The sequence below is a fragment of the Pseudomonas sp. LM13 genome, assembly GCF_041381355.1.
Classification (GTDB): domain Bacteria; phylum Pseudomonadota; class Gammaproteobacteria; order Pseudomonadales; family Pseudomonadaceae; genus Stutzerimonas; species Stutzerimonas frequens.
This window is the reverse complement of the sequence record NZ_JACBXH010000075.1, coordinates 1-6673: the sequence shown is the minus strand read 5'-3', so window position 1 is coordinate 6673 and position 6673 is coordinate 1. Positions and strand designations below refer to the sequence as shown.

Here is a 6673-nt window from a genome sequence, read left to right as displayed (position 1 = left end):
ATGAGTTCTCACACCTTTTCCCGAAGCCGCTTCCTGCTTGCTCACGCATGGCCTGCGCTGTTGGGCCTACTGCTCAGCGGTTGCAGCGCGCTTGGATCGGTCGGCGCCGATACTTTCACATTGGAGGGCGAACTACCGGCCGATTTCGCGTTAGAGGCTCAGGCGCACTATGGTGTCGCCAACGGCTGCAACGGCCGCGCCCGCACGCGCTCCTTTGAGAGTGACTTCGAAGACCGCCCTCACGCGTATCGATTCACGATACCGGTCAACTACCGCGACGGTCTTTGCGAGATGCGCCTGGCGCGCGTAGGCCTGTTTATTAACGGCCGCTACGGCGACAAGGATTGGCAACGCACCTACGACAATGGAGGGCTGGAGCTGGTCGACACGCTGCCGGAAGGTGCGCCGCGATTCGATGGCAACGGAAGATTGAGCAAGACGGCTGAATGTATATGGCTGTTTCAGCTAAGCAAAGCATATTCCCGTAAAGGTGAGGTCAGTAGGCTGCTGAGCTGTAACGGGGCTGGATTCCATCTTGCAATTAGCGAATTAATAAATAAAACCGTAGAACTTGATATCAGTATCAGCACCACATACAAACCATACCTACGAGGGTATTGGTTAAAAACACAACATGGTTGGAAACCTTGCACAGGGCGGTGGGGCACTGATTACGAAGAACGCTGCACAGAACCACCTCAATTTCGCACTTTTAAGATGAACGGCCGCGTGTGCTCCGTTTTCCCAAATTGCACGGAGCAATAACGGATGGACTTTTCGCCAAGCACCGTCAGTCTAGAGTGCCCTAACCGCCAAAAAGGAATTAGTTTTCGGCTGGTAAATGAGCATGGAATTGGAAAACCATATGCTGGGCTTGCTTATCAGCTGCACGATAGCCAAGGGCAAACATACGCAGGCCATCTAGATGAGGATGGGTACTCTGAAGTATCACAGGTCTATCCTGGGGTGGCGGTACTCCAGTTATCGGAGGGCTACTCAGGAAACGATGCATGGTACACGGCGATATCAAGCCGCGAAGACTTCAGGCTCCCTTTAACGGCACTGCAAATAGCGGCAGAACAGTCGCCTTCCGGCCCCCGTCGCTCCGATGGGAAAACTTTCTTAGCGGAAGCTCGGGCTAAAAGGGGATGCGCTAGATTCCTGAGGGTGGAAGTCAGCGATTTCGCCGAAGCCACGGGCCACCTGCCGGAGCGCGATCTCGCGTGGGAACCTCGTCCAACGGCCCAGCTCAAGTGCAACGCGGGCATTGCACAATGTCACCCGGGGATCGCTCTGGCACCGGATACCTACCACTTGCTGGAAGTCAAAGCGCTTCGCGCATACAGCCCGCTGCTCTCGAGAGACAAAAAGTTTTGTGCCTTGAACGCCTATCATCTGGCGGTGATGGGTGCCTTCGCTTACGCCCCGTTCAGTACGCGTCGGGAACCAGGAAGACCTTACGCTTCAAACCCACCTCCTTACCCCAATCCGGGCTCGATAGGGCATGTCTTGCGCGAACAGCTGGCCCGCCTAGAAAAGTCCCAGCTCTTTGGTCAAGCGAGCTATCACCTTCTGTACGAGGAAGTACCTTATTCCAAGCGTTTGGAAGTTATGCCGTACGATCCGGAGCGTTATCAAAAAGAAGCCTCGAAGGGGTGGCGCAATCCGGAAGATGTGCATTTTCTGCATCACGAGCAATCCGACACTCAGGCTTTCATCACCCATAACGATAAGATCATGCTGATTTCCGTGCGTGGCACCCTTGAGCTACAGGATTTTCTGCTAGACGCCGACGCACGACAGGTTCCGTTCAAAGAAGGTACTGGCCAAGCGCATCGAGGCTTCTACAACGCTTTCAGCGCAGCCAGAAAGTTCGTCGAGCGCTATATGGAAGCCTTTTATATAGGGCAGACCATTATCGTCTGTGGCCACAGTCTAGGCGGTGCGGTCGCGCTACTTCTGTCTGCATGGATAAACTCGAACTGGTCTAAAGATACGCAGCTCTATACGTATGGCGCCCCCCGCGCTGCCGATCAAGCGTTCGTCCAGAGCGCCAACGAACTAACACATCATCGCCTGGTAAATCACAACGATCCAATTCCAGGAGTTCCGTTCATATGGATGGACGCAGAATGGAAGCTCGCCGCGGCAGGAGTCGTCGCGTTATTTAGCTCCCCAGCAATAGGCATTTCTTTACTTCTGGGGGGCTTGCTCAACCTGCAAGGCGACCCTTATCAACATCATGGCGAACAACGCCATTTCGCGACACGAAAACCGGGCAATGGCAGTGCAAGTGCCGTTATGTGGCAACCCAACTGCGCACTGATCGACGAACAAGCCTGCGCCCGTTACGCCGGTGCTCTGAACCTGAAAGACGATATGCCTGAGCGCACCGCGTTCATTAGTCAGCTAGCCTCGTTTTCCGAGCACTCAAGCGACAGCGGCTATAGTCGGGCCATGCTTACCACGATGTTGCGCTGGTATAGCAGCGTTACGGAGCGTGGCGGTGCACTGTTCACGCGTGCGGAAATTACGGACATCGGTGGGCTTATACAAAAAGCCGAAGAGGAGCTGGCAGGCTGGCGGCCACGCAGTTTTGTCGAATTCCGACACGAGATCAGATTGCGCCACGATAGCCGCTTCTACAACAAAACAGACTCGGAGCTGATGCAGCTCTATAGCGACGGAATTACTGCCGTTCGCCAGTTAAGTGCCCAGCAACGCGATGCGCTGAACCGTGCCCGACAACGGCTGCTGAACGAAGCAGATCGTAAGCTGATCGCTCAAGATATTTTTGGCGATCTCTGGCGGCGAGACGATATCCCCAGTCTGATAGAGCAGTGGCTTGCCTTGGCTTCAAATCGCAAGGCAGCACAGCTAGCGCAACGTTCGAGCTCGCCTAAGCCTACGTTCGTTTAAATGTACAGCCGACTCTCGCCTCATGGATTGATATTTAATGCGGGCCCCGCTTCGTTTCGCCCTGACTTTCAAGCAAAGCATTGCCTTGCAGCAGGCCATAAAGCCTTTTTTACGAGCTTGGAACAGATGACTGCTCATGTTTTTTTCTGTAGCCGCTTCCTGCGCGCTCACGCATGGCCGGCGCTGTTCGGCTTTCTACTCAGCGGCTGCAGCACGCTCGGCTCGGTCGGCGCCGACACCTTCACATTGGAGGGCGAGCTACCGGCCGATTTCGCACTGAAGGCTCAAGCGCATTACGGCGGGTCCGAGAGTTGTAGTGGCCGCGGTCATGTGGAGACCTTCAAGGAGGACTACGAAAAGGCGCCGCACGGGTATCGGTTCGAAGTTCCGGTTAGTTATCGGGATGGTATTTGTGATCTGCAGCTGGTTAGGGTAGGACTGTTTATCTACGGCCGTTATGGAGAAAAGGATTGGCAAGAAACTTACGATAACGGCGAATTGCTGGTAGTTGCGAAAGCGACTGCCGAGGATGGCAACAATCTACATGGCCACCCTGCACCGATACACTCTGAGTGCTCATGGTTATTCCAAGAGAGCAAGCTAAACCTAGGAATATCAAAAATACTTAGTTGCAAGGGAGCGGGAGCTCGACTAAACAGAAAACAGTTACCCCTGCAGACCATCATATTGTCTTTTACGGTAAACCCTAGAGAAGAACCATATCGGGATAATACTTGGATAGAATTTCCCGAAGGGTGGAGGCCGTGTCTACCTAAGGAGGGCTGGCAGCAGTGCCAGGACCCGCCAGTGTTTAAGACATACAAAAATAACAACAAAGAGTGCACTATTTATCCAAGCTGCACGGAATAACCAAGGATGAACGGAACAACAGAGCAACTAAGCTGCCCATCGAAAAACGCTTGGGTTAGTGTTCGTCTCGTGGATGAGCATGGGAAAGGTGCACCGTACGCTGGGCTACCTTACAGATTACATGATAGTCAAGGCCAAGCTATCGAGGGCTTTTTAGACAATGATGGCTACGCTCTGATTAGAGATGTACATCCTGGCGCGATAGTTCTCGATCTATCGCAACCCGCAACGGCGTTCACTGATCCTTGGTATGAAGAACTTGCGATTAGAAAGGCTTTCAAGCTACCGCTAACAGCTCTACAAATGGCAGCTGAACAATCGCCCGCAGGCCCTCGGCGCACTGACGGAAAAACCTATCTGGCGCAAGAACGCGCAGTAAAAGAAGACGCTTACTTCATACGAGCCGAAGTCAGCGATTTCGTAGCGAGCAAAGTGCATCTTCCTACACCGGATGAACATTGGACGACACCATCGGCATTAAAACAGAACGCAGGCTCAGCAGCAGACCAGCCAGGCGTTGCTCTTGGTTGTAATAGACGTCATGTCATCGAAATAAAGGCGTTACGTGCCTATAGTCCGTTGCTTTCCCGCGGCGCTGATTTCTGCGCGCTGAATGCCTATCACCTCGCGGTCATGAGCGCCTTCGCCTACGCCCCATTCAGCACCGCTACAAATCCTTACTCCTCAGCACCGCCACCGTATTCAGCGCTTGGCAGCATCGGACATGTACTTCAGAACCAGCTAGGCCGCCGGATTCAGCCAACACAATTCAACACCGCGTCGCCCTATCACCTGCTCTGCGAAGAAGTGCCGTATTCGAAACGCCTCGAAATCATGCCCTACGATCCGGCGCGCTACGAAAACGAATCACAGGAGGGCTGGCGAAATCCCGAAGATGTGCACTTCTTGCACGACACCGATAACGAAACAGATACCAACACCCAAGCGTTCATCACCCATAACGACAAGATCGTATTGATTTCCGTCCGCGGTACGCAGGAGTTTCTGGCCGACGCCAGTCGAGATGCAGATGCCCGCCAGGTGCCATACGAAGAAGGTGAAGACCAAGCACACCGCGGCTTCTACAAAGGATTTCAGGCTGCAAAGCCATTCGTAGAGCGCTACCTAAATGTCTTTTATACCGGCGAGCAGACGCTGATCATATGTGGCCACAGCTTAGGCGGGGCCATCGCACTACTGCTGGCCGAATGGCTACGGCGCAAACCCACCAAGCCTAAGGTAATCCTCTACACCTTCGGCGCCCCACGCGCGGGTGACGCAGCCTTCGTCAAGGCCAGCCGCCCTCTTACACATCACCGTATCGTCAATCACAACGACCCCATACCTGCGCTTCCGCTGCCATGGATGGATGCTGAATGGAAGCTGGCGCTTCCCGGGGCAGCTCTGGTGTATAGCTCACCGGCTCTCGGCATTGCGCTGCTGCTCGCAGGGATCGTCAACCTTCAAGGCGATCCTTACCAGCATCATGGCGAGCAATGGCATTTCATGCCTCGCAAGCCCGGCGCGGGCAGCGAGACGGCGATCTTGTGGCAGCCAGGCTGCGCCATGATTGCCGAGCAGACCTGCGCTCGTACCATCGGAGAAATCGGACTAGATGGCGATATGCCGAAGCGCGTTGCGCTCGCAGGATCCCAACACTCGAGCGACAGCGGCTATGCTCGTGCGGCGCTGGCTAACCTGCTGCGATGGACTGCCAGCGTGGAGCAGCGCAATGGCAGGCTGTTCACCGATGCCGAGGTTCGTGACATTTATGCCCAAGTCCTGAGTACCGCGCAGCTGCTGGAAAGCTGGCAAGCGCGCTCCTTCAATGAATTCCGCTGGGAAATCAGGCGTAGGAATGTCATGCGCTTCTACGGCAAGACGGATCTCGAACTGCGCGCCATCTACGCCGATGCGGTGGAGCAGGGCGAACGCGTTCGAGCCGAGCAGAGCCCCGCATTGTCTCGCGCACAGCAGCGCCTGCTTGCCCAGGCGGAGCGGGTGGTGTCACTGCGCAGCATCTTTGGGGAGCACGCGGAGCGACCGGACCTGCCAGAGCTGGTCGCACAATGGCGTGCCATCGGGGACCACCAGAGAGCAGAACGGCTAGCAGCCAGCACGCCACGAAGCGCCGGTGCCAGCGCCTAGCACTCGCCGGGGCGCCTATCCCTTTCAATCATCAATATCCGTAGTTACGACAGCATCAAGACCACGCTCGGCCTATCTACAAAATCAATCCTGCATAACGCTTCCGCGATTACCGAAAGAGGCGAGGTTCCGCAGCTTGGGCTACGGATCAATACGGTTTCAAATTGGGCGAAAGGCGCCGGCCACTTAGGCTATTTAGGCATCGCCATCAATGCGGCGTTCGGATGAACAGGATTCAGTAAGCGTGCACGGTTGGGTCCAATCAAGCCTGCGCCCGGAACTAGCTACATGCAGGTGACCGGATTCGTGGGTAGCGCGGGCGGCGGCGCAGTAGGAGGTATTGCAGAGCCAAAGTAGCCACCGCTTTTGTAGGAGGGATCGCGCTTGCGTTCGGCGTGACGTTCGGAGCTCCTGCTCTCGCAGTCATCGCAATCGCTGGCGCTGCTGCCGGGACCTATTACGGCGGGTCCGGCGGCAGAGGCTTGGCGAGTATGTCGGCGATATTATTTACCAAAGAGTGAAAAAATGAGCGACGTTTCCATATTAGAGCGAATTTTCTTTCTCGGGTGGCTAGTGCTATTCGTAGCCGGCGGCTTCAACGGAATCTACATCTGCTTCCATGGAATTCGTCGACTTGACCCATATTTTTGGTTCTTCGCGGACTCTGGGGGAAGAGCGAGTTGACAGTCAGGGAAGCAGGTAAATTGGCAGTCGCCAAACACACCCTCCACCTGTC

The 6673-nt window shown here is 55.1% G+C and carries 4 protein-coding genes; all 4 read left to right on the top strand.

The annotated features are described in order from the left end of the window. A partial coding sequence (locus HZR81_RS22925) for a hypothetical protein (RefSeq protein WP_500129343.1) occupies positions 1–765 on the top strand: 765 nt, incomplete at its 5' end. 402 nt (positions 766–1167) lie between these two features. Then, positions 1168–2919, top strand: a complete 1752-nt coding sequence (locus HZR81_RS22920) for a lipase family protein (RefSeq protein WP_500129342.1) — start codon at positions 1168–1170, stop codon at positions 2917–2919. After that, positions 2920–3789, top strand: a complete 870-nt coding sequence (locus HZR81_RS22915; RefSeq protein ID WP_500129341.1) for a hypothetical protein — start codon at positions 2920–2922, stop codon at positions 3787–3789. Between the two features lie 6 nt (positions 3790–3795). Continuing rightward, complete coding sequence (locus HZR81_RS22910) at positions 3796–5937, top strand: lipase family protein (protein WP_500129340.1); 2142 nt, start codon at positions 3796–3798, stop codon at positions 5935–5937. The last annotated feature ends 736 nt before the right edge of the window (positions 5938–6673 follow it).

Bases quoted from the DNA above. Each gene is read 5' to 3' on its own strand.
- HZR81_RS22915 (WP_500129341.1), top strand. From the start codon at position 2,920: ATGTACAGCCGACTCTCGCCTCATGGATTGATATTTAATGCGGGCCCC.
- HZR81_RS22910 (WP_500129340.1), top strand. From the start codon at position 3,796: ATGAACGGAACAACAGAGCAACTAAGCTGCCCATCGAAAAACGCTTGG.